Source organism: Streptomyces sp. CA-251247, assembly GCF_050952975.1.
GTDB classification, from domain to species: Bacteria; Actinomycetota; Actinomycetes; order Streptomycetales; family Streptomycetaceae; genus Streptomyces; species Streptomyces achmelvichensis.
In genome coordinates this window covers 5,138,241-5,161,361 of sequence record NZ_CP191861.1, presented here as the reverse complement: position 1 = coordinate 5,161,361, position 23,121 = coordinate 5,138,241, and the positions used below count along the sequence as shown (strand labels likewise).

16 protein-coding genes are annotated in these 23,121 nt (G+C 69.9%); 1 reads left to right on the top strand and 15 read right to left on the bottom strand.

Going from position 1 to position 23,121, the window contains the following annotated elements; translation table 11 throughout:
• Positions 1 to 30 precede the first annotated feature (30 nt).
• The 15 genes from mfnA to ACQPWZ_RS22875 are packed head-to-tail and all read right to left on the bottom strand — an operon-like array spanning position 31 to position 18,614.
• On the bottom strand, positions 31 to 1,200 hold the full coding sequence (gene mfnA, locus ACQPWZ_RS22945; protein WP_405572295.1) for a tyrosine decarboxylase MfnA: 1,170 nt from the start codon (positions 1,198 to 1,200) through the stop codon (positions 31 to 33).
• Position 1,201: 1 nt separating this feature from the next.
• Complete coding sequence (locus tag ACQPWZ_RS22940; protein WP_433572265.1) at positions 1,202 to 2,023, bottom strand: carbon-nitrogen hydrolase family protein; 822 nt, start codon at positions 2,021 to 2,023, stop codon at positions 1,202 to 1,204.
• Between the two features lie 2 nt (positions 2,024 to 2,025).
• Positions 2,026 to 2,958, bottom strand: a complete 933-nt coding sequence (locus ACQPWZ_RS22935) for a carbon-nitrogen hydrolase family protein (protein ID WP_340475014.1) — start codon at positions 2,956 to 2,958, stop codon at positions 2,026 to 2,028.
• Positions 2,955 to 4,085 carry a hypothetical protein gene (locus tag ACQPWZ_RS22930; protein ID WP_433572264.1) on the bottom strand — a complete coding sequence of 377 codons (1,131 nt, stop codon included), beginning with the start codon at positions 4,083 to 4,085 and terminating at the stop codon, positions 2,955 to 2,957. Before ACQPWZ_RS22930 ends, ACQPWZ_RS22935 begins: the two co-directional genes overlap by 4 nt.
• Positions 4,082 to 7,096: a flavin reductase gene (locus ACQPWZ_RS22925; protein WP_433572263.1), complete on the bottom strand. Its 3,015-nt coding sequence runs from the start codon at positions 7,094 to 7,096 to the stop codon at positions 4,082 to 4,084. The genes ACQPWZ_RS22930 and ACQPWZ_RS22925 overlap by 4 nt, the downstream gene beginning before the upstream one ends.
• The gene (locus ACQPWZ_RS22920) at positions 7,093 to 8,589 is read right to left on the bottom strand and encodes a 4-hydroxyphenylacetate 3-hydroxylase N-terminal domain-containing protein (protein WP_433572262.1); all 1,497 of its coding nucleotides are present in this window, start codon (positions 8,587 to 8,589) and stop codon (positions 7,093 to 7,095) included. The genes ACQPWZ_RS22925 and ACQPWZ_RS22920 overlap by 4 nt, the downstream gene beginning before the upstream one ends.
• An 11-nt stretch (positions 8,590 to 8,600) precedes the next feature.
• Positions 8,601 to 10,061 carry a hypothetical protein gene (locus tag ACQPWZ_RS22915; RefSeq protein ID WP_405572281.1) on the bottom strand — a complete coding sequence of 487 codons (1,461 nt, stop codon included), beginning with the start codon at positions 10,059 to 10,061 and terminating at the stop codon, positions 8,601 to 8,603.
• A gap of 50 nt (positions 10,062 to 10,111) precedes the next feature.
• Positions 10,112 to 10,357 (bottom strand): ferredoxin, encoded by a 246-nt coding sequence (locus ACQPWZ_RS22910; RefSeq protein WP_356701368.1) that lies wholly within the window; start codon positions 10,355 to 10,357, stop codon positions 10,112 to 10,114.
• Positions 10,354 to 11,727, bottom strand: coding sequence for a phenylacetate--CoA ligase family protein (locus tag ACQPWZ_RS22905; protein WP_433572261.1), 1,374 nt, complete (start codon positions 11,725 to 11,727; stop codon positions 10,354 to 10,356). Before ACQPWZ_RS22905 ends, ACQPWZ_RS22910 begins: the two co-directional genes overlap by 4 nt.
• Positions 11,724 to 12,695 carry a BtrH N-terminal domain-containing protein gene (locus ACQPWZ_RS22900; RefSeq protein ID WP_405572275.1) on the bottom strand — a complete coding sequence of 324 codons (972 nt, stop codon included), beginning with the start codon at positions 12,693 to 12,695 and terminating at the stop codon, positions 11,724 to 11,726. Before ACQPWZ_RS22900 ends, ACQPWZ_RS22905 begins: the two co-directional genes overlap by 4 nt.
• Positions 12,692 to 13,372 carry a hypothetical protein gene (locus tag ACQPWZ_RS22895; RefSeq protein ID WP_433572260.1) on the bottom strand — a complete coding sequence of 227 codons (681 nt, stop codon included), beginning with the start codon at positions 13,370 to 13,372 and terminating at the stop codon, positions 12,692 to 12,694. The genes ACQPWZ_RS22900 and ACQPWZ_RS22895 overlap by 4 nt, the downstream gene beginning before the upstream one ends.
• Positions 13,369 to 14,055: a class I SAM-dependent methyltransferase gene (locus tag ACQPWZ_RS22890; protein WP_433572259.1), complete on the bottom strand. Its 687-nt coding sequence runs from the start codon at positions 14,053 to 14,055 to the stop codon at positions 13,369 to 13,371. Before ACQPWZ_RS22890 ends, ACQPWZ_RS22895 begins: the two co-directional genes overlap by 4 nt.
• Positions 14,033 to 16,192, bottom strand: coding sequence for a molybdopterin-containing oxidoreductase family protein (locus ACQPWZ_RS22885; RefSeq protein ID WP_433572258.1), 2,160 nt, complete (start codon positions 16,190 to 16,192; stop codon positions 14,033 to 14,035). Before ACQPWZ_RS22885 ends, ACQPWZ_RS22890 begins: the two co-directional genes overlap by 23 nt.
• Complete coding sequence (locus ACQPWZ_RS22880; RefSeq protein ID WP_433572257.1) at positions 16,189 to 17,268, bottom strand: BtrH N-terminal domain-containing protein; 1,080 nt, start codon at positions 17,266 to 17,268, stop codon at positions 16,189 to 16,191. The genes ACQPWZ_RS22885 and ACQPWZ_RS22880 overlap by 4 nt, the downstream gene beginning before the upstream one ends.
• The gene (locus tag ACQPWZ_RS22875) at positions 17,265 to 18,614 is read right to left on the bottom strand and encodes a TrpB-like pyridoxal phosphate-dependent enzyme (RefSeq protein WP_433572256.1); all 1,350 of its coding nucleotides are present in this window, start codon (positions 18,612 to 18,614) and stop codon (positions 17,265 to 17,267) included. Before ACQPWZ_RS22875 ends, ACQPWZ_RS22880 begins: the two co-directional genes overlap by 4 nt.
• A 1,264-nt stretch (positions 18,615 to 19,878) precedes the next feature.
• On the opposite strand from ACQPWZ_RS22875, the gene ACQPWZ_RS22870 reads away from it, so the two are divergent.
• Positions 19,879 to 23,085 (top strand): tetratricopeptide repeat protein, encoded by a 3,207-nt coding sequence (locus ACQPWZ_RS22870; RefSeq protein WP_433572255.1) that lies wholly within the window; start codon positions 19,879 to 19,881, stop codon positions 23,083 to 23,085.
• Positions 23,086 to 23,121 lie beyond the last annotated feature (36 nt).

The following is a 23,121-nucleotide window of genomic DNA, read 5'->3' as shown; positions in this document are numbered from 1 at the left end:
TCGGGATCGTCGTTGCGGTGGCAGGAGCCCTCATCCGGCCACCTCGGCCCGGACTTCGTGGTCGGCCTTGACCAGGGCGGGCATGAACGCGTCGATGACGTCCCGGGTGACGTGCCGGGCCACGACGAGTCGGAGGCCCTCGTCGAAACGCTTGGAGGTGGACACGATCCAGCCGTCGGCGTCGAGGCGTCGTGACACCTCGGCGGCGTGCGGGACGCGGGCGACCACGATGTTCAGGTCGGGCTCGATGAGAAGGCCGTACCCGGCCTCGGTGAGCTGGGTCGTCAGGTACTCGGTGTTCTCGAAGTTGGTGCGGGTGATCTCGACGAACCCCTCCCGGCCGAGGTGTTCGAGAACGGCATAGGTCGCCACCGCGGCGCTGCCGGGGCGGGTGCCGAGGAGGGTGGTGTGCGCGGGGGTGTCGAGAAAGAACGAGTCGGCCTGGTACGCCTCCTGGTCCCGGAAGAGGATCGCCCCGGCGGGGACGTTCGCCAGGCCGTACTTGTGGGGGTCGATGGTGATCGACCGGACGCCGTCGACGTGGAAGTCGAACTGCGGCAGCCGGCGCCCGAGTTCGCGCGCGAACGGGATGATGAAGCCGCCGGTGGCCGCGTCCACGTGCAGCCACACCCCGTGCCGCGCCAGGGCGGTGGCGATGTCGTCCACCGGGTCCACCACACCCAGTTCACTGCTCCCGGCGGTGGCCACCGCCGCGATGGTGTTCTCGTTCACCGCCGCCGCCACCGAGTCGGGCGCCAGTCGCAGGCCGTCGTCCACGGGTACGCGGACGGCGGTGACGCCGAGGGCGGAGAAGATCTTGTCGAACGAGAAGTGGACGGTGCTCCCGACGATGACTTCGGGGCGCGCGGTCAGCCGGCCGGCGGCCCGGGCTTCCTGCCGGGCGGCGAGCATGGCGAGCAGATTGGCCTCGGTTCCCCCGGAGACCAGGCTCCCCGCCCCCTGAGGATGACCGAGCAGCTCCAGAAGCAGGGCGACGGCCTTGCGTTCGATGCGCTTGGTACCGCGGAATATCCGCACGTCGCCGAGGTTCGTGTGCGACGCGTCGTGGGACAGCTCGACGGCCAGCGGATGCGGTTCGGTGCAGATGGAGTTGAGCACCCGGGTCCAGGGGATGTCCTCGGACAGGGCAGCGGCGATCTCCGTGCGCACCGCGGATGCGGACAGTCCGGCTTCGCGCATGTCAGCTCCCGGCCTCGACGGTGACGCCGGACGGGGATCGACCGTCGGCGAGACTCGTGTACAGGTCCGGTCGCCGAGCCCAGAGGCCGAACCACAGGGTCTCCTGGAAGCGCAGGTCCGGCTGGCGCAGGTGACGCAGGTGGTCCAGGTCCCAGGCGGCGCTGACCACGGCCTCCTGAGTGCCGGCCCAGGCCAGGAAGCCGTCGGGAACCGCGACACCCGATCCCCCCGCCGAGGGCGCGTCGAGCCCACAGGCGATGGCCACACCGACGGTGTTGAGTGTGGAGATGCCCCAGACCGCGGCATGCTGGCTGTCGGTCGCCGCCCCGCTGGTGGAACCGGCCACGAGAAGGAGCTCGGCTCCCGCGAGGCACTGGATACGGGGCGGCTCGACCAGCCAGAAGTCCGGGCCGAGCAGCACTCCGACCCGCCCGTGCTCGGTGTCCACGACGGGGAAGTCGTCGCCGGTGACGGTGCGGCCCTGATCGTCGACGGGACGCCGCACAGCGGCCAGGACGTCGCCCGAGGGGTCCAGGAGGTGAGCGACCTGGTGAAGTCCTCCGCCCGGTCCCCCCTCCTCGGCCCACGACCCGGTGAGCAGGTAGGAGCCGCGCCGCCGGGCCAGCTCGGCGAGTCGTTCCAGCGCCTGGTCCCGCAGGTCGGTGGGCAACGGACCCTCGTCCACGGAGGCGAAGGCGTTCTCCGGCAGCACGACGAAACCGGCACGTGCCGTGACCTTGTCGTCGAGGTGCTCCAGCACCCCGTCCAACGTGCTCTGCGCGTCGGCACGACGGCGGTACTGGGCCACAAAGATCCTGGACATGCTCAAGCCCCCGTCCGCGACGTCGCAGGAGCTTCGGACGGCTGCCGCTGTCCGGCGTCCTCGGCCAGGTTGCTGCGCAGTTCCTCCGCGAGGTCGCGGCTCATGCCCGCGTACTCCCCCAGCAGCGGCGTGTAGGCCTTCGGGCGCCGCATGCCGAGCCAGTGCCTGCCGTCGTTGTGCTCGGGCGGCGGGGCCAGGTCGGCGTGCAGGATCTGCGGTCGAGCACTGCCGGCCTGCGCCATCACCCCCTCCGGCGACACCACGAGGCTGGTGCCCGCGAAGTGGATCTGGACCACACGGTCGCCCCTGGTGCCTTCGACCAGCCCGACCGAGCTGGCGTACACCACGTTGACCCCGTTGAGGTAGGCCGTGGTGCGCAGCGCGTTGACCATGAGCGCCTGGTTCTGGCGCAGCGTTCCCCCCGGTACGAAGACCGTGTGCACCCCGGCCAGCGCCATGACCCGGATGGCTTCGGGCACCCAGAAATCGGAGCAGACGGCCAGTCCGATCCGGCCGACATCGGTCTCGATGACGCCCAGCGAGTCGGCCGCGCGGCACACCACGATCTCGTTGCCGAACATATGGGCCTTCGAGGCCCGCCCGGCGATCTCGCCGTCCCTGTCGAGGAACAGCGAGGTGTTGCTGTACTTGCCGTCGTCGAGCTCCTCGACGATCGCCCCCAGCACCATGTTGGTACTGGTGCTCTGCGCCAGCTTCTGGAAGGTCTCGATGACCGGCCCGGGTATGCGGGTGTCGGTGCGCCCCCGCAGGTGGTCCTGGCCCGGCATGTACCAGGGCGGGCCGAGAAAGAACTCCGGGAAGCAGAGGACATCGACGTCCCCGGACTCGGTGGCTTCCTCGATGGCCTGGTGGGCGTTGCGCAGGCCGTCCGCCGGGTCGTCGGCCCAACGCGTCTGGACTACCGCTACCTTCATCTGCTGCTCCTCGCGCGCGTGTCGACTTCGGCGATGTCTTCGACGAACGGCACCAGCTCGACCGCGGGACCGAGCCGGCTGCGGACAAGTTCATGAAGTGCCGCGTGGTTCCGGTCGGTACCGCTGCGCACGGCGAAGGCGACCGAGAGGCGACCGTCCTCGACGGTGCTCGTGACCCGCCCTTGAGGTTCCGGGGAGGCGAACAGAGCGTGCTCGACATCCACTTGCGTCACCGGGCCCTGTGGAGTGGGGACGGCGTCGGCCATCCGTCCGAGCGGAATGACGATCCGTCCTTCACCGCCGCATGCGCATGCCGTGCGCGAGGAGCGGAACTCGACAAGCTCTCCGGTCGGCAGGGCCGCCGGCGTGGACGACGCGGGGTTGCGGGCGGCGAGCACGAGTTCCCCACGGGTGCCGTCGGTGTCGATACGCCCCGGAGCAGGTGACCGGAGGTACGCCTCGAAGCGGTCCTCCGGCAGATGGAGCCGGCCGGCACCGCAGGGCGTGGCCGCGGCGGGTCTGGACGGGGTGCTGAAGATCTCGAACGCCGACGCGCCCCACACGGCGGCGATACGGCGCAGGCGCTCGGGGGCGGTCGGCCGGGTCGCGATGAGGGTGTGGACGGTGGACGCCCCGGGGTCCCGTCCCGCCGCCTCGTCGAGCGCGGCCAGCTCGGCGGCCAGTTGGGGCGGGCACGCCAGCGTCGTCACCCGGTACCGGTGGATCAGGTCCAGCAGACGCGGGACCGGGCAGATCGTGTTGCTCGTACCGACGCTGATGAGGGAGGCGCCCAGCAACTCGACGGCCCGCTCGATGGAGGCACCTTCGAGGGACAGTTCGTACGGCGCGGCGACGACCGCCACGTCGTCGGGCGTGATGACGTCGCCGAGGGCGAGAACGGCGTCGAGCTGGTTCAGCAGCCACTCCGGCCGGGTCATCCGCACCTCGCGCGTGCTGCCGTCCGAGTCTTCCCATTCGCCGTACCGCACCGGCGCGGACGGCTGCGGGAGTCCGTGCGACCCGGCCGGATCGCCGGTGTCACCAAGAGAGCCGAGGCGCGCGTCGGACTCCAGCGTGTGCAGCCATTGGGTGAAGTGCGCTTCGAGCTGATCGGCAACAGGGTTCATGTGTCGGCACCCGCCTCGGCCGGCTCGCCCGCCAGGGTCCAGCCGTAGTCGCAGTCGCGTCCTTGCCCGTTGCGTCGCAACGGCTGGAGCGTGTGGTCGATCTCGGCGGTGTGAACCTTGCCGAGGATCAGCAGGTGGTCCCCCATCCGGTAACTGGCCGCCATCTGGCAGTCGATGAAGCCGAAGGCACCTGCGATGCGGGGGCATCCGTTCGCGGTCGCGGCCCACTCCAGCCCGTCGAAGCGAAGGTCGGGCCTCGTCCGTGCGAAGACTCGTGCGATGTCCGCCTGTCGGTCGCTCAGGATGTTGACGCAGAAGTGCAGCCCGGGGGCGATGCTCGCCCAACTGGAGCTTTCCGCCTTCACCAGGAACCCGATGAGGCCGGGGTCTTCGGAGACGGCCGTGAGAGAGGCGATGGTGAGACCTCGCGGCGCCGCGGCGCCGTTCTGCGCGGCGCCGGCGCAGCCGGTCACGATCGCCAGCGACGTCGGCAGCAGGTCGTTCGCCCCCGCCAGCGGGCTCATCGGCCGACCGGACTCCGCCGGCCGCGTGGACGGGATCCGTGCTGCGGAGCGGCCCTCCAGCGCCCTGCGCAGATGGGTGGCGGTGGTCGAATCCTCGGACTTGAGCAGCTCGCCCGGGGTCCCGCAGTGGATGACGTTGCCTCCGGCACGGCCGGCGCCCGGACCGATGTCGATGACCCAGTCGGCGACGGCGACGACTCTCAGCGTGTGTTCGATGGCGACGATGGTGTTGCCGGACGCGACGAGGCGTTCGAAGAGGGCCAGCAGGTGACGGGTGTCGGCCGGGTGCAGCCCTCGCGTGGGCTCGTCGAAGATGAACAACGTGCCGCTGCGCCGCTGTTTGATCAGTTCGCCGGCCAGGTTGAGGCGCTGGGCCTCTCCGCCGGAGAGGGTGGTGGTGGAGGAGCCGAGCAGCAGATAGCCGAGGCCGAACTCGTCGAGGACGGTCAGTACCTTCACGACCTTGGCATTGCCGAGGGCGTCGAACCAGGCCAGGGCGTCTTCGACCGTCATCGACAGCACGTCGTGGATGTTGCGGCCGTTGAGCTGTACTTCGAGCACGTGGTCCTGGAAGCGCCGGCCGTCGCACTCGGAGCAGACGACGTGTTCGCTGCGGAAGAGGGACATGTCCACTTCCGCCAGCCCGAGGCCCTTGCACGCCGTACAGCGTCCGCCGGCGACGTTGGCACTGAACTCGGCGCGGCCGAGGCCGCGTTCGACCGCGTCCGCGCTGGCGGCGAACGCGTCACGGATGTGGTCACCGATCCCGATGTAGGTCGCCAGCGTGCTGCGGCTGGACCGGCCGATGGGCCGCTTCTCGACGTAGATCACATCGTCGAGGTGGTTGATGCCCTCGACGTCGCCGCCCGTGCCCGCATCCTTGAGGCCTGCCCTGAGCTTGTCGTGGAGGCTCGCGACCAGGGAGCTCTTGCCGGCTCCGGAGACGCCGGTGACGCAGGTGAGCGCCCGGAGCGGCAGACGCACCGCCTGGTCCTCGACGTTGTTGCGGGTGAGGGAGCGGACGTCGAGCCACTCGGCCGCGTCCAGGTCGACGCCCTCCCTGCCGGCGGGCCGGGAGCGCAGCGCCTCGGCCGTCGGGGAGTCGGGCTTGTCGAGAAGCTCCGCCACGGGGCCCTCGAAGACCACTTCTCCACCCCGGGAGCCGGCGCCCGGCCCGAGCTCGACCACCCAGTCGGCCGCGGTGATCACGGTCTCGTCGTGCTCGATGGCGATGACGGTGTTGCCCAGGTCACGCAGGCGCCGCAGCGAGGCGAGGACGTTCTCGGTGTCCGCGTCGTGCAGACCGGCCGTGGGTTCGTCCAGCACATACATGACACCGGTCAGGTCGCTCGCCAGATGCTGGGCGAGCAACAGCCTCTGCAGTTCGCCGCTCGACAGGGTGACGATGGGACGCCGGAGCTGGAGGTGGCCCAGGCCCACGTGATCGATGTTGGTGGACTTCTTGACGATCTCCTCGGCCAGTGAGCGGACCTGCCCCGGCAGCTTCCCCGCAAAGAGCGCCTCCCGGAGCCGCTCGGTCGAGGTGGAGAGTTCGTCCCGCTGGAACTGAGGGAAGGTGAGCCCGGCGACGGAGGCCTTCAGCGACTCGGTCCGCAGCCGTCCTCCCTCACAGGACGGACAGACCTCGGCGGCCAGATAGTTCGAGAAGGCGTTGCGCCTCGCGGCGCTGCTGGCGTTCTTGTAGGCCCGCTCGAGGAAGCCGAGGATTCCCTCGAACCGGAAGTCGTTGGTGACCTTGTTCAACTTGATGCTGTAGACGGTTTCGGAGCCGTGGAGGACCCGCTCGCGCTGCTCCTCGGAGAGCTTGCCGAAGGGGCGGTCGAGCGGGATGCCCGTGTCGTCGGCCATGGCCTCGAACACCTTGCGGCAGTTGGGCACGGCGAAGGTGCCCGGGTCCGCGCCGTCCCAGATCTCCTTCAGCGTCCTCGAGGTGTCGGGAATGATCCGGGCGAGGGAGAACCCGATCATCTCGCCGACACCGTCGCAGTGCAGACACTTGCCCTCGCGGCGGTTCGGGCTGAAGTGCTGGGCGGAGTGCGGCTCGGTGTAGATGCCGCAGTCGGGACAGAGCAGATCGGGCCCGGTGTCGCCGAAGCAGGCGGGACACACCGGGTGGGAGGCGGCGCCGAACAGCAGCCGGTAGAGCCCGTCGATTCCGGTCAGTGTGCCCACGGTCGAGCGGGGGTTGCTGTAGCCGCCGTCACGCTGGCGCAGGGCGACGGGTGGCTGGGTCCCGGCGATGCGGTCGACGTGGTAGTCACCGTCGCCCAGGTCGAGGGACCGGCTCGACAGCGCGCCGAGGTAGAGCGACTTGGAGTGCTCGAACAGTGTGTCAATGATGAGGGAGGATTTGCCGGACCCGGAGACGCCGACCGCGACGATGAACTTTCCCTTGGGCAGGGCCACATCGACGGACTTGAGGTTGTGGGTCGTGACGCCCTCGAGAACGATGCTGTCGTGGTTCACGGGTGCTCCAAAAGGTCGGCCAGGGTGCGTGCCGCGGCTTCGCAGGCCGGCAGGTCCGCGAAGGTGTTGTAGAGCGCCGAGCGGACCCGGACGGGGTCGCCGCGGTTCCAGGCCTCGTAGAGTTCCTGCCGCATGCCGAACCGGTCGATGACCAGATCGCCGGCGAGGCGGAAGAGCCGGGACTTGTCCTCGACCGACGTCTCACGGCCGCCCATGTACAAGTCGAGCGCTCTGCGCAGCTCCTGCGATTCCAGGTCGCCCTCGGCCGGTTGCATGATCAGCCCGGAAGCGCCGATCTGCCGGACGATCGCCGAGGCGCGCTCCGAGAACTGGCCCGCGATGGAGTCCAGGGCCGCGGTCGATCCCGGAGCGAGCAGGCCGCTCGGTGTCGCGGTGGCATCCTGGGTGATCGCCTTGAGCGCGAGGTCGACCACCGACACGTAGGAGGCCAGTTCGCCGAGCATGGCGCCGACCTCGCGGAACTTGTCGACCCCTATGGACTTGGCGAGCAGGGACGCGACACCGAGCATGACGCGGAGTCGATGGTGGAAGCGGATCTGCCCGGTGTACAGGGACCAGCGGTTCAGAGCGCGGAATCCCTTGACGGCGGTGCCCGCGTCATCGAGCAGGAAGATGCGTTCGTTGGGGATGAACGCATCGTCGAAGACGAGCATGGCGTCCTGCTCGTCGAACCTGGAGCCCAGCGTGTTGGCCGGGCCGTTGTAGGAACGACGGCAGAGGATCTTGAGGCCGGGGGTGTCCAGGCGGGCGCCGAACCAGCAGACGTACGCCGGGTCCTCCCGCAGGTAGTTGGCGGGTGAGAGGTAGATGAGGACGTCGTGCGCGTACGGCGCGAGGGTGGCGATCTGCTTGGCCCCGCGGACGACGATGCCGGCGTCGTCGCGGTGCACGACCTTCAGGCCCAGTTCGGGCCGCTGCATCGGCGTGAGCGATCGGTCGACCTGGGGATCGCCGAGCCCGTGGGTCAACGCGAGGTCGTTCTCGCGGCAGTGCAGGTAGTAGTTCTCCGCGTTGGCGGCGAACGTGGAGTCGACCTCCCCCAGCGCATGACGGAAGTCGAAGAGTCCGACGACCACATTGGCCATGAAGTCAGGGATCCGGGATATCTGGCCGTGGGAGCCCTCGACCCAGTGCCGGGAGTTCAGCCACTTGCGGTCCAGGTCTTCGGGCGAGGCCGACGCCAGGTAGGAGAGGCTGACCGGGTTTCCGCTGAGGTCGGACTTGAAGGTCATCTCGTGGGCCAGCTCGGGTGAGCGCTGACGGTCGTACAGGCCGGCGAGGGTGCGCAGCATCGGCTGGAAGTCGGGGTGCGTGGTCACATCGACCCGCTTGCCCTCCACCCACACCTCGCGTCCGTCGGCCAGGCTGTCGACGAACGTGGCGCCGTCGTGCGCCCCCAGGCGTGGCCGGGAAGGAAGGTCGCTCGCGAGGGCCGCGGTCCTCGCGACACTCTCGCCCTCATATGTCGTCATGCCCCGCCTCCCTACGGCATCCGCTCGGCTGCGCCCATATGGAACTGCTGGTAGCTCTGCTCCTGGACCTCGGGGAAGTAGTCCCGGGTGGCCTCGCCGACGACCCGCATCAGCTCCGCGTCCACCGACGTGGGGTCGGTGAGGAGTGCGGTGAGCGGCGAGCAGTCGACGACGCTGGTCAACTTCATGCCGCGCGCCTGGTGCAGCGCGTTCAGCGAGGGCTGGGCGTTGGCGGCGTCACGCATCTTGTAGACCGCCTGGGGCCCGTCGGAGACGCCGATCATCGATTTGGTCCCGCCGCTTCCCAGGCAGTTCCGTGGCATGTGCAGGTGCTCGTGACGCCATTCCTGGTACGTGTGGTGAAGGCGGAACGCCTGATGCAGAACCTGATGACGCAGCCAGGAGTCGGAGTCCCGGTGCCGGTCGGCGTCGATGGCCCGGATCGTGCCTTCGAGGGAACCCTCGCCGACCGGGCCGAGCCACTTCGAGACGTCGTTCCAGAAGTGCTTGAAGAGGTCCTTGAACATGTGTTGCTTGATCGCCAGCGAATGGGTGCCGCTGGCCGGACCCAGGTTCTTCCGGAAGCCGTGGTACTCGCCGGTGGCCAGCAGCTCCGCCATGACCCGCTGCGCCTCGACCATGGGACCCAGGACCGCGTTGCAGACCGCCAGATGCGACGCGGCGCGGCTGAGCGAGCGCGACCGCACATCGCGTACCGCCAGCTCCAGGTGGTCGTTCGACTCCGCGGTCAGGATCTCCGGGACCTGATGCAGCGCGACGAACTCACCGTGCATGGTGCTGGGGTCGAGTTCGGTCCAGGTGACGGCGTCGGCAAGCAGTCCCGTGGACAGGAGCTTGTTCAGGTCCCCTTCGAGCGGCAGCGGCACGCCGGAGAGGTCGCTCTCCCACTTGGTGGCGTCGTGGCTGCAGATCCGGACTCCGTGAAGGAGCCGGTACAGGTCGTCGTCGATGCTCCGGGTCGCGACGGTGGCCCGCACCGTGAGCGGATCGCTGACCAGCAGCGAGCACCGGACCTCGTCGTCGAAGGCCCGCAGTTCGTCGATGTAGGACTGACATCCGGCGGTCTCGGCGATGTCCACCGTCCGCACCCCGGGGCGGGGAGTTGTCCCGCAGAGGCTCTGCACCTCCTGGCTCACCCTGCCGAGGCCGCGCAGAAGCCGGTGGAAGCCCATGCTCCACTGGATGAGACGGGCGGCGGTGGCGAAGTCGCGGGCCTGGACCGCCTGGCGGCCCCGGTCGGTCAGGCGGGCCAGATTGAGCAGGCACACCTCGGCCGCCTGGAACACGGCGCGGACGGTGGACTCGTACGAGCCGGGTTCGGTGGGGCAGGTCTCCCTCGCCGCCGCGAGCAGGTCGATGCGGTGGAGGTGGTCGTAGCTGGGCGCGATGGGCCCCAGCTCGTTCCTGGGCGGGCCGGATTCGGGGCAGGCGTCCGGTGGCTCGGTTCTCACACCGGCCCTGGGCACCGGACACGCTTGCGACTCCCGTGTAGTCATCGCGCTCACTCCTCGGTGGAGATTCGCAGATAGCGGATCGAGTTGCTGGGACACGACTCGTAGGCGTCGAGGACGCCTTCGAGTTCGGCCTCGTCTTCGGGCTGCTTGCAGACGTAATGGATCTCGTTCTCGTCGTCGCTCTCGAAGTTGTCCGGGGCCAGGTCGCGGCAGAGGTGGCAGTCGATGCACGTGTCGTCGATGTGGAACCGGCCGTCCAGAGGAAGGCGGCCGGGGGGCGCTGCGTCTGTCATGGCAGTCGCTCCTTCGTCGCGCGCAGGAAGTTCCGCATGGTCGGCTTGGCGGAGGTGCGGAGCGCGTGCTCGAAGGCCGGAACGTCCAGGACGCCGACTCTGGTGGTGGCTCCGAACCGTCGGGCGGCCTCCGCCGCGATCGAGTCCCGGGTTCGCTCATCGGCGGCGCTGCCGGGCGGCAACGCGACGTCCAGCACGGACCCGTCGACATCGAACGCGAAGAAGTACGGCGGCCGGCTCATGGCGCCCAGAACGACGTCCTCGATCTCCAGCTGTGAGGCCCAGCCGTGACCGACCGCGATCCGGTCACCCAGCCGGCCGCGGTGTCGCAGACGGCGCAGCGGTGAGCCGCAGGGGCACGGCGCCGCCTCGATCTGGCAGGTGTCGCCGGTGCGGTAGCGCAGCAGGGGCATCGCCCGGCTGGCGAGCGTCGTCACGGCGAGTTCACCGGTCTCGCCGTCGGGGAGGAGCTGCCCGGACCGGGGGTCGACGATCTCGAAGTACGTGCGCGTCTCGACCAGGTGAAGGTCTTGCCGGGCGCAGAACATGGCGAGCGTATTGGTCTCGGTCATGCCGAACATCGAGTAGGTGGCGGCGCCCCATTGCTCGGCGAGACGCGCCTTCTTGGCCGGCGAGGCGCCTTCGCCGGCCATCAGGAGCTTGTCGACGGCGAGGTCCCGGCCGGGGTCGATGCCGGAGCGCCGCGCCACCTCACCCAGCAGGAGGGCGCGGGTGCCCGAGCAGATCAGTGCCGTGGCGCCGGAGCGCCGCAGGGCGTGCACCATGCGTTCCGGTGAGCACGAGGGGGACGCCGCGCCGAGCGGAACGATCGTGCATCCGAGGAGTTCCAGGGCGCGGTCCAGGTCCTGACCGACGCCTGCGAGCTCGTAGGGGACGGCGATGGCGACCACGTCGCTGCTGTCGAGAACCGCCGAGAGGAGGTGGGCCACGACAAGGTTGTTCTCGACCCAGTCGTCGGCGGAGAAGAAGGCGGCGATGGACTGGCCGTTGCCCGTGCCGGAGCTTTCGTCGAACCGGGTCACGTCTCGCCGCGGGACCGCCAGCAGGCCCAGCGGGTAGGCGTCGGCGAGTTCCTGCCGCGTGGTGAAGGGCACCGACTGGAACGCCGCGGGGTCCTTGGCCACCGCGTCCGCCAGGGACCTGGGAACACGGCCTGCGTAGAAGGCCGAGTGCTCGGCGGCGTGCGCCACGGTCTCCGCGAGCGCGGCCGATGCCCACTGGCCGAGCTCTTCGCGGTCCAAGGACGCCACGTGCGCGACCTTGCGTGCCACACGGCGGCGCGACGCGATGACGCTGCGCAGCCGCTCTTCCGTCCGGGTCGTCCTCCGGGCCGTCGGTGAGGTCGTCACGGCATGACCGCCAGCTTCGACATGGCGTCCCGTTCGGCCTGGCCCAAGTCCTCCAGGATGACGGCCACTTCCTCGGCGGCTTTCCGCATCGCGGCCGGCTCGGACTCGTCACGCAGCAGATGCGCGATGCGGGTCCACCGGGCCGAGAGTTCCCGGTAGGTGCCGGCCACGGACGCGTAGGCCGGTTCGCCGGTCAGCTCGGCCGCCTCGTCGAGGAAGTCGGCCCACAGGGTGCGGAAGAAGCCGCCGCCGGTGCCGCCGTCCTCGATGCTGTGGGCCAGGAAGCCGAAAGCGGCCGCCGGTTCGTCGAGCGCGTCGCACCAGCCGCGCATCGCCTTGGCGGCCTTCTGGAACCCCTTGTGTCCCATGTTGGTGATGGGAGGGTTGAGGAAGTCGTCCGCACTCGCCGCGATGGCTTCGCGACATGCGCCGGCCAGGGCGCGCGGGTCGAAATCGGATGTGCCGAGACGGAACGACAGGCTGCGCGAGCTCATCGGTCCCTTCGCCGCCCGTGCCTGGGCGAGGCCGGCCCTGCTGGTGCTCTGGACCCCCAGCCCGGCGGTCTCGACGACGGTGTAGGTCTCGGGCGTGTAGCCGACGCACGCCAGGTAGTGGGCCGCGAAGTGGAAGCTGTCGTGGGCGTAGTCGAGATGGAAGCGGTCCAGCTTGAGGCCGACGACCTCGCCGGCGTCCAGGGCGGCGAGGAGCTCACGTTCGGCCTTGGCCTGGGAGGTGGTCTCACTCTCGAACAGCTCGACACCGAGGGCGGCGGTGGCGTTCCGGATGAGGTGGTCCGGCTTGACACGGCCTCCGAGGAACGGGGCCGGCATCTGCTTGGAGTGCCAGTACAGGAACGAGATGCCGCGGCCGAGGCCGAAGATCAGCGGCTCGCTGAGGTCGATGCCGCGGTTGAGCAGCATGTTGGCCAGGGTGGACGATTCGCAGTGCTCGCCGGATTTCCAGTTCATCGCGCCTCCCCCGGGGCCGCGCTGCTCTCCTTCTTCGCCGCGTCGTAGACGACTTCGAGCACGGTCCGGGTGGTGTTGTTGCGCAGGTGCCCGTAGGTGTGGCCGACTTCGTCGGCTTCGGTGTAGGCGATCGTCTCGAGGTGCTCGATGTCGCGTTCCAGACCGTCGAGGACCGCTCGCACGTCGTCGGCGGCGGCCACCTCCAGGGCGACATGCGACATCAGGCGCCGGCGTTCGGAGACGGGCTTGCTGAGCCAGGGGCCGAAGTGCCGGCAGGTGAAGGTCTCGATCACACGGCCGTCGGGCAGGGACAGCGAGAGCCACCAGCCGGGTGTTCCGTACTGCCGGGGCGAGATGTAGGACGGGCCCATCTCGACGCCGGAGAGCTCTCCGGCGCGCTTCAGGCCCTCCAGGTACGCGTGCCAGCGGAACACCTCCTCGTCAGAGGCGTAGTCGCCGAGATAGACGCCGATGTGGTTGACGCCCGCGAACCGTGCGGCGACGTCCTCCGGCGCCTGACCGCACCAGGACCGCAGGTACGACGCGCAGTCGACCTGGTTCCAGGCCGCGGACTCGGCGAGCAGTTCCCGCCATACGACGGGGAACTCGGTGTCGGACGGGAACGTGCCTGCTTCACCTCGGTGGGCGGACGGATGGCTGCCCAGGGCTGCGGTCATGATTCCTTCTCCTTCCGTCCCGCGATCACCAACCCCATCTGCACCGCCGTCACGCTGTCGGCGTGGATACCGGCTTGCTTCAGCAGATCGGCGGCCTCGGAGACCGTGTACGCGGACTGGACTGACGTACGGAAGCCGGGACGCATGTCGACGGCGATGTTCGCCTTCATGAACTGGAAGGTGGTCCGGTCGATGTCCCGGCGCAGATCGGAGATGCAGAACGCGCCACCGGGGCGCACCAGGCGGTGGATCTCGCGCAGTGCCGTGACCGGGTCGGCCCACTCGTGCAGTGACGCCGCGCTGAAGGCGTGGTCGAAGGATGCGTCCGGGAACGGCAGTTCCAGGACGTTGCCGATGGTGTAGTCGGTGCGCTGCGACACCGCGTAGGCGCGGGCGTTGCCGCGCGCCCTGTCGAGCATGGCCGGGGAGATGTCGACGCCGACCAGGGTGCAGTCGCCCGAGGCTTGGGTGAGCCACTCGAGGCCGAGCAGACCGGGGCCGCAGCCGGCTTCCAGGACGCGCCCGGAGTCGATGCCGGCCTCCAGGACGCTGTCGACCTTCTCCTGCAGCCATCCGCGGTCCCGGATGTGACGCTGCATGTCGTCGTACTTGAGCGCCAACTCGTCGCCCTGCAGACCGACTTCGGTCTCGTGGACCCGTTCAGTGCGTCGAATGGGCGCCATGCGCTCCACCTCCCCCTTCGGCCTCTGCGTCTGCCGTTTCCTCTGGCTCTGCCTCTGCCTCTGCCTCTGCCGTCACGACCGGTCGCAGCCCGACGGGTACACCGCGCAGCGTCGAGCTGCCCATGTACGGGTCGCGGCGCCCGCTGTCCGTGATCCGGTTGATCGACGACCGGGTGGCCGCGTGGATGTCCTCTTCGCCCGGGTACCACCACCCGGCATCGGCGACGATCACGTCCGGGGCCACCGTGTCGGACACCTTGACCGTCATCACCACGCCCGCCCCTTCCAGGTCCCGGTAGATCTCCACCTGATCCCCGTCGGCGACCGCCAGACCTGCTGCGGAACGGGGGTGGATCGTCACGTGCGGTTCCCGGTAGCGGCGGGATGTGGTGGGAAGCTGCCGGAACTCGGTATTGAAGAACGGGAGGTTGTGGGCGCTGGTCATGACGAACGGCAGCTCGTCCGTGGTGGAGGCCGGGGGCCGGAAGACCGGGACGGCGTCGTACCCCATGGCCTCGAGCCCCCGATGGGCCAGGTCCACCCGCCCGGAGCGGGTGCGGAAACCGGCTGTCGCGTACTTGCGGTACCGCCGGGTGTTGGGGAGGTGGCCGACCTTCTTGAACTGCTGCCATGTGAGGTCGATACCGCTCAACTTGGCGTCCAGGGCGTCCTCGAGGCTGGGGTAGAAGTGGTGCCCGAGGTCGAGTCGCCGCGCCAGGTCGAGGATCATCTCCTCGTCGGACCTGGCACCCTCCACGGTCACCACTCGCTGCCGTGCGGCGATGTAGGAGTTGAACTCCACGATCTGGTCCCGCTCCAGCCAGGAGGAGGCCGGGAGCACGATGTCGGCCAGCCTCGCGGTGGGCGTCATGAACATGTCCGCGACCGCGAGGAAGTCCAGCTTGGTGAGCGCGGCCTCGGTGGCCGTCGCGTTCTCGTGCGAGACCAGCGGGTTGGATCCGAAGACCACCATGGAGCTGATGCGGTACGGGCTGTCGCGCAGGATCGCTTCCTGGAGGTCTCCCGGGGCCACCCAGCCGGACATGGAGAGCACCTTGTGGGCGGTGCCGCCGATGCGTTTGGCCGCCTGCTCCTCGGACAGCAGGTCGGTCCTGGGGAAGCCCCGACGGCCTTCGATGGGCATGGGGTCCCAGATGACGTCCCCGCCGGGAGCGTCGAGATTCCCGGAGAGGGCGGAAAGGGCGGCGATCGCGCGATGGGTGTCGAAGGCGTTGTCGGACTGCGAGACACCCGTGCCCGCCTCGATGCACGCGCGTGATGCTCGTGCGTACATCCTGGCTGCCGTCTCGATGAGACTCGGTTCGAGACCGGTGATACCGGCCACCGTCGAGAGGTCGTACGCGCGGACGTGACGTTCCAGTTCGTCGAAGCCGGAGGTGTGACGCGCGACGAACTGTTCGTCGTACCAGTCATGGGCGATCAGCAGATGGATGAGGCCGAGCGCGAGCGCGGCGTCGGTGCCCGGCTTCAGTTGCAGGTGGAGGGTGGCCCGCTCGGCGGTACGGGTGCGCCGGGGATCGATGACGACCAGGCGGCTGCCACGTTCGAGGGCGCCCAGAAGGTCGACCCCGATGACACCGTCGGAGTGCGTGTTGACCTTGTTGCTGCCCCAGAGCAGGACCACCTCCGGGTCCCCGTGGTAGTCGCAGAACGTGAAGCCTCCGTAGGTGAGGATCGACGCCATGACGCGCGGGTAGAAGCACACATGGGCCGGCCCCACCACGTTGGGAGTGCCGATGGCGTTCGCGAGCCGGAAGACCCACTCCTGGTAGTTGCGGTCGGTGCCCTGGCCGAAGACCACCGACTCGGAGCCGAACTGCTTCATGCTCCGGCGGAGGTTGCGGGCCACCTCGTCGAGCGCCTCGTCCCAGCTGATCGGCTTGAAGGAGCCGCTCCCGCGGGGCCCGGTTCTGGCCAGTGGGGTTCGGAGACGGTCCGGGCTGCTGACGAGGTCCAGGGAGGCCTTGCCCTTGATGCAGAAGTAGCCGCGGCTGGTCGGGTTCTCCGGGTCGCCCGAGATGCCGGTCGGCACCCCGTCGGTGAGTTCCACGAGCGCGCCGCATCCTCCGTGGCACATGCGGCACACGGACTTCACCGTGGTGGTTTCACCGCTCATGTCACTCGCTCCGCCCCGACCCGGTCCCGGGCCAGCTCCGCGAGTTCCCCGAAGGCGGCTTCCTCGGCATCCGCGATGGAGTGGAGCCGCGCGGAGGCGTCCTTGAGGTGTGCCGTTCGGCTCGACGCCTCCGGGTAGCCGGTCAGGTGATCGATGAGCGCCGTCCAGGCCGAGACGACCGCTTCGAACCGCGTGAGGCTCGGCAGCAGCTCTGCGTCGCCGGTCATGGCCTGGGCCTCGGCGAGGAACTCTCCGTACAGGCCGCGGAAGTTGGTGCCACCGGTCCCCGCGAATCGCCAGAACCTGGCGATCTCGGGGATCACGACGTCGCTACGGGACAGCTGCTGCCAGCCGGGTAACTCCTCGGCTGCCCGGCGCAGGGCGAGAATCCCCCGGTCGTCGCCTCGCCCGCGATCCAGGTAGTGACCGGCGGCGCCGAGGATGGCCGGCCACACCTGGGGGGCGAGAGCGGCCGCTCCGCCCGGCAGCGGATCGGGGCTGTCGTCGAGGTGCCAGTGAAGGCGGGGGGACGGCATGAAGCCTTCGTCGGAGGCCCGTGCCCGGGTGAAGGACTCCAGCGGCAATTGCTGGGCGCCCCCCTGTTGTGAGGTGTCGGCCACGTACGCCGTGGAGTCGTCGAGCCCGTGCAGCGCGATGCAGTGGGCCGAGAAGTGTGCCTGTGAAGCGAAGTAGTCCAGGTGGAAGATGTCGACCGTGACGCCCACGACGCTGCCCGCCGACAACGCCGCGACGGCTCGCGCGTGAGCGCCGGCGTCGTCGGCGTCCTGCGTGGTCACCAGGGTCAGACCCATGGCCGCGCACGCGTCCGCGGCGATGCGTCCCGGCTCGACGCGGCCCGTGAGCATCGGGGGAATCCCCGTGTGCGGAGGTGGCGGGAAGAACTGGGCGTCGATCCCCCGGCCCAGGCCGAAGATCAGGGCCTCCGAGACGTCGAGGCCGGCGTACCGCAGCATGTTGTTGAGCATGGTCGTCTCGCAGTGCACGCCCGGCACCGGTCGGAAGCCCTCGAGCATCGCTCCCCGCGGCCGGCCCGCCGAACGGGCGTCTGCGCTCATCGCCCGCTCCCCAGCAGCACCTCGCCGTAGCTCTGGAGGTCGAGCAGTCCCGAACCGCTGGCGAGCACCACCAGCACCGGGTCCGTGTCGGCCTCCTTGGCGCGCGTCGCCACCTCGATGGCGGCCGCGACCGCGTGCGTGGACTCGGGCGCCAGGAGGAATCCCTCGGTCCGAAGGACCAGACGCCCCGCCTCCAGCGCGCGTTTCTCCTCGATCGCCACCGCGTCGAGCAGGCCCTCGTGACGCAGCAGGCTGACCGTGCTGGAGCTGTGGTGGTTCCGCAGCCCGGCCGTGTGCACCGGCGGTGGGACGAAGTCGGGACCCATGGAGTAGCCGAGGACCTCGGGGGTGAGTCCGGCGAGATCGGACCGGCCGTACTGGTAGCGCCCGGCGGTCAGTCGCGGCGCCGCGGTGGATTCCGCGGCGAGCAGGCGCAGGTCACGGCCCTGGTCGCCGGCCTGCTTCAGGAAGGGACCGACGAGGCCGCACAGATTGCTGCCGCCACCGGAGCACGCGATGAGATGGTCGCCGCGGCCGGGGACTCCGATCGGCTCCTCCAGCGCGGCCAGCTGTGCCTGGACCTCGAGCCCGAGGAGGGTCTGGTGCAGATACACATGCGGCACCCCGCTCCCCGACAGGTAGGCGGCCCCGGGTCCGAAGTCGAGTGCGAACTGGATGGCGTCGCTGATGGCCGTCCCCAGGCTTCCCGGATGTTCGGGATTCCGGGCGAGCAACTGCTGACCGAACTTCGTGTCCGGGGACGGGGACGCGTGAACCGTGGCCCCCAGGAGCTCCATGTAATGGCGCCGGTAGGGCTTCTGGGCCAACGAGCACCGGACCATGAAGACTTCGGAGTCGAGGCCGAGCAGGGCGGCGGCGAGCGCGACACTCATCCCCCACTGCCCCGCACCCGTCTCGCTGATCAGGGTCGTGCGACCCTCTTCGGCCGCGTAGTACGCCTGCGCCACCGCCGAGTTGAGTTTGAAGCTGCCCGTCGGAAGGACGTCCTCGCGCTTGAGGTAGATGCGGGCACCGGTGCCGAGTGCGGACTCCAGCGTCCTTGCCCGATGGAGCGGCGTCGGGCGGCCGATGTGCCGTAACCGGTCGGCGACCGGCTCGGGTATGGGAACCCACTGGTCGGCCGGTCGGTCCTGGGCCAGCAGCGCCGCCGGCCTCACCCGCTGGGCGACCTCGGCCGCCGACGGTGTGAGCTCGTCCTTGACGGGCGGTAACGCTGCCGGGAGATCAGGCAGGAAGTGGTACCAGTGAGTGGGAAGTGGAATGGAGGTGGCTGCCGACTGAGCGCCGCATTCCGCATCGATACGCACCTGTGCATTGCTCGACATGTGCCCCCCGTGTGCCCATCCCTGGAATGCAGAGCACGATTACAGAGCACTTTGGCCGGAGTCAAGGGGATGGCAGAAAACCGCTTCCCGTGCGCCGGGCCAAGTTGTTGAGTGCTCAATTGACATGACGATTCCGCTCACCACACCGGAATGCCGGATTCTGTCGATCACGCACAATCGATCATTGCGCAAGGCGATCATTCCGGTGTCGCGAGCGGCTTGCCGAAGATCTCCGCGGCGGGGGCGATAAAAGATCTTTCGGCGACAGCCGTCGCGTTCCGGCGGCGACGCAGGCATGGCCCTCGGCCCGGTGGATCGGCACATTGGTGCCCTTGGGGCGGCAGCGGTCCGGGTGAACTCATGAGGCCGGCCCGTCTCGCCGCCGTGAGCGTCCCCCCGTTTCACCGACGGTCCGTTCCGCGCGTGATCACGCGGAACGGAGCGGATGCGAAGGGGCTGAGAACGGCCGTGAATAGCGCACCCGGGGAATTATCCGGCGCAGTAGTCGATGACGGTCGCGAAACAGATCCGGTCGTCGGCGATTTCCCCCAGAAAATGTCGCCGGTGAATTCCGTCGCGGGCTTCGATGGGCGGAGTCTCGGCCCATCGAATTCGAGAGGGCACACCGATGACCGCAGGCGCCGAGAACATATCGAGACGCCTTCTGGACAAGCCGCTTCAATTCATCGCGCCGCCGCAGTGGAGCACCGCCCTCCGCACGCGGACGGACAGGGGCACAGCACTCGCGCACCCACTCGACAGGGGCCGTCATCTGCCCTTCGAGTCAGGCATCCGTGATCGTGTCGCCGCCGGTTCGGATCCGCCAGGGACGCGTCGCTTCACGTCGGTCGCGGTCCGCGTGCGCGTGGCGATACCGGCGAAAAGGCTCTGACTGCTCGTCATATTGCGAAATTCGACGGCCTGTTCCCCACAATGCCGGACACACACGATCGGACGACGCCGACAGGATCACGGGACACCGGGTTCCCGGACGGCCGCTGGTACGCATACACACGGATACTCCGTGCGAATGCTCCGAGGGAGACGAGCCGCGACTGCCGACGGTCGAACGCGTCGAGCAACCGGCTCCCTGCCCCCGTCCCCAGGGCACTGCATGCGGCAGCGGACCGGCTCATGGGCGAGACGGTTCGGCGAACTCCCGTCCGGTGGACGGCGAATGATCGACGGACTCCCTCGCGCTGACGCCCCGTACGCACGACACTTGACCCGGAACGGAACCGGAGCACTCGGAGGGGGATCCACTATGCGGGACAGCCATCGGGCGGAAGCCGAGCGGCTGTTGGTGCGCGCCGTCGAGGAAGAGGTGCGGCGGGCGGGCGGGCGTGCGGATGCGCAGGTGCTGCTGGCGCGCGGGCGTGCGGGACTCGACGCGATGGCGTCGAGCGCCGGCGAGGAGTACGCGGCCTACGAGCAGGCGCTCGCCGAGGCGGAGGCCGTGCAGCAGCCGCTGTCCGCGCGGTTCACCCGGCGCACCGTCTCGACTCCCGCGCTGGTGACGGCCGTTGCCGCCGCCGCTGCCGTCGGGGCGGATGTCGCGCTCGGGACCGCCACCGGTACCGCCCTGGGTGCCGGAGTGGTGGTGGCCGTGGCCGGTGCGGCGACCACCGTCGCCAAGGTGACCGCGTCGCACTGGCCGGCCGCGCACCGCCGAGCCGGAGCGCTCGGGCAGCCGGGCGGCGCCGAGCAGTTGCGGCTTCAGTGGCTGACCGCGCTGGAGGTCCGGGGCATCCGGCCGTTCCTGGACCAGCAGCGGATGCTCACCTCCTCCACGCGTCCGGCGAAGAAGACGACGGCCGCCCCGCAGTTGCGGGGCGGTGACCGCAGTGCGGCGGCGCGACGGCGTTCGGTGCTGGAGCAGTCCTTCGGTCATCTGCCGGAACCGGAAGGTCCGTTCGCGGGCCGGCAGCAGCAGATGACGCAGATCGCCCAGTGGGTGCACGCGGCCCGTGCCTCGACGGAGACCCGGCCGACGGTCGTGGTGCTGCACGGTGCCGCGGGTTCGGGGCGCACCACGCTCGCGGTGCGGGCGTCGCAGCAGCTCAAGGACCAGTTCCGGGGTGCGTGCGTGGTCGATCTGCGCGGGGACAGCAGCAACCCGCTGTCCACCCGGGACGCGCTGCTGCATCTGCTGAACCGGCTGGGCGCTCCGCGCGAGCAGTTGCTGTTCCGTGAGCGGTCCTCCGCGGAGCAGCAGGTGCGCCGGTTGAGCGAGCTGTACCACCAGCATCTGACCGGTCTGCCGGTGACCGTGGTGCTGGACGACGCCCGCGACGCGGCGCAGGTGCGGACGCTGGTGCCGGAGCGTTCCGACAGTCTCGTCCTGGTGACGGCGCGGACGCCGCTGGAGCTGCCCGAGGACATTCCGGCGTGGGTGCACCATCTGCCGGTGGACGCGCTGGACGAGGCGGGCGCGGAGGAGCTGCTGCGGGCGTCGGCCCCGGAGCAGTCGCCCGGCCCCTACGACGTCCAGTCGGCCGACGAGGTACGGGAGTTGTGCGGGGGCCTGCCGCTGGCGCTGCGTGTCGCGGGCTCCTCGCTCGGTGCGCGTACCGCTCAGCAACTGGCCGCCGATCTGCGGGCCTACGGTCCCGTGGATCCCGTCGAGCGCGCCCTGTGGCTGCGCTACACCGATCTGCCGGAGCAGACGCGGCGGCTGGCGCGGCGGCTGGCGCTCGCCGGGCGGGCGTCGCTCGGGGCGGCGGCCGCGGCGGCTCTGCTGGCGACGGACGAGCAGGAGTCGCAGCGGCTGCTGTCGGAGCTCGCCCAGGCCGGGTTCATCGATCATGTACGGGCCGGGCGATACCGGCTGCACGACGTCGTCCGTTCCTTCGCCCGGGCCCGGCTGCTGGACGAGGAGGAGGCCGCGGAGCGGTCGGCCGCCCAGGAGCGGCTGATACAGAACTACGCGGATCTGGCCGGGGCCGTGATCCGCATGGTGGACGGCAAGATGTCCACGCGCGCGGGCCAGTTCGGCGCGCACGGCTTCACCTCGCTGGACGCGGCGCTGCGCTGGCTGGACGACGAGTCGAGCTTCATCACCTCGGCGCTGCGGTACGCGGAGGGGGTGAACCAGCAGACCGTGCTCAATCTGCTGGGCGCGCTGTGCGACTACTGCCTGCTGCGCGGCGATCTGTACCGGCTGGGCGAGATCAGCGAGCTGTCGCAGGCGGTGGACCAGGGACTGCTGGAGCGCTCCGTACGGTGGCGTACCGGTATCGCGGCCCGTCAGCTGGGCGAGCTGGACAAGGCGCGCACCACGCTGTCGTCGGTGGTGGGGCTGTACCGCGAGGCGCACAACGACTCCGGTACGGCGCTCGCGCTCTGCTCGCTCGGCATCACGCTGCACCACCAGGGCAATCTCACCGAGGCGGCGGCGAAGCTGCACGAGGCGATCGAGCTTCAGGCCTCCGACGAGCAGGCCGAGGACCGGGCGTGGTCGCTGCACGCGCTGGCGGCCGTGGAGCGCGACCGGGCCAATCTGGCGGACGCGCTCACCCTGCTGTCCACCGCGCTGACCCTGCATCGTGAGGGCGAGTCGCTGCACGGCGAGGCCTGGACGCACTTCCAGCTGGGCCAGGTGTGTCTGCGGATGGGCGATGTGCCGCGGGCGGAGTCCGAGCTGCGCGAGGCGCTCGACCTGTACGGGCGCACGCACGACGAGCGGGGCGAGGCGTGGGCGCTGACACAACTGGCGCGGGCGCGGCTGGTCGACGGCGATCCGGCGCCGGCGGTGGACCAGCTGCGGCAGGCGCTGTCGCGCCACCGCGAGCAGGAGGACGCGCGCGGTGAGGCGTGGACGCTGTACTACCTGGGCCAGGCCCTGGAGGAGCGCGGCGACCGCGACCAGGCGGTGCGGGAGCTGGAGCGGGCCCGGACGATGTTCTCGCGGATGCGCGACGTGTACGGCCTGGCCTGCGCGCGCCACCACTCGGGCCGGGTCACGCGCGACCAGCGTGCGGCCCAGACCGGCAATCTGCGCAACTCCGGCTTCGCCCGCCAGCTCCTGGTGGACGCGCGCGCCGACTTCCGCCGGATCGGGGTGGCCCACGGCGAGGCCTGGACCTGTCTGGAGCTGGCGCTGATCGACGCGGGCAACAACCGCGCTGCGCAGGCGCTCGGGCTGTGCGACGAGGCGGTCGATCTGTTCGTCTCGTACCAGGACGACCGGGGCGCCGACTGGGCGCGCTTCCTGCGCTGCACCCTGCTGCCGTACGCCTCCCCGGGCGGCATCGAGGTCGGCACGGTGGTGGCGCAGGAGGAACTGGCCCGTCTGACGGAGAAGTCGCACGCCTCGCGCGACGGAAAGCTGGAGGACTGCGCCGAGGCGCTCACGGTGATGCTCCACCGGGGCGTGCGCCTGGAGGACGGCTGGCAGGCGTGGCACCTGGGGATGGTCCCGAACCGCCATGCGCGGGAGGTCATGGGCGTCCCGGTGGTCTCCGCGCGGTAGGGCGGGGTGCTCCCGTCAGGCGTGCGGGCGGGCTGC